This window comes from Achromobacter sp. SIMBA_011 (assembly GCF_046535435.1).
Taxonomy (GTDB): Bacteria; Pseudomonadota; Gammaproteobacteria; order Burkholderiales; family Burkholderiaceae_B; genus Achromobacter; species Achromobacter dolens.
Genome location: NZ_JAWRWN010000079.1, coordinates 1 through 410, shown reverse-complemented (window position 1 = coordinate 410; position 410 = coordinate 1). Strand labels below are relative to the sequence as shown.

1 protein-coding gene is annotated in these 410 nt (G+C 62.7%); it reads right to left on the bottom strand.

The window, feature by feature from the left end; translation table 11 throughout:
- Positions 1-410 (bottom strand): DUF4344 domain-containing metallopeptidase (locus SB816_RS29995; RefSeq protein WP_410547991.1); only part of this gene is annotated, 410 nt, incomplete at both ends.

Below are 410 nucleotides of genomic sequence, written 5' to 3'. Positions count from 1 at the left end.
ATAGCTAACGGAAAATCTGGACGGTGTCTGGCTGCGGTGGGGCGCCAGAAAATTCTCCCAGGCCGAAGCGACGCCCGGATAGGCGGCGGCGCATTTGCCGAATTCGGCATTGTCCAGCCCCATCATGGCGGCAAGATCGCCATAACCGTCCTTGTCACGGCCGACCATCAGGCAGGCCATGTTGCGGTCGCGGCTTCTGTCAGGCACCAGCGCGGAAAAGACCGGCGCTTCGTGATCGGGCAAGGTCTCCGCTTCACGCGCCAGATACCAGCTGTCGGTGGCGTTGACGAGCGCGGTATCGAGCCATTCCTCATTGGCCTGGAGGATGAGGGTTCCTGCCAGCTGATCGGCCGGGGCCTGGACACTTCCCGTTTCCGGCGCTCCGAAATCCGAAATCAGCATGCGCGAGC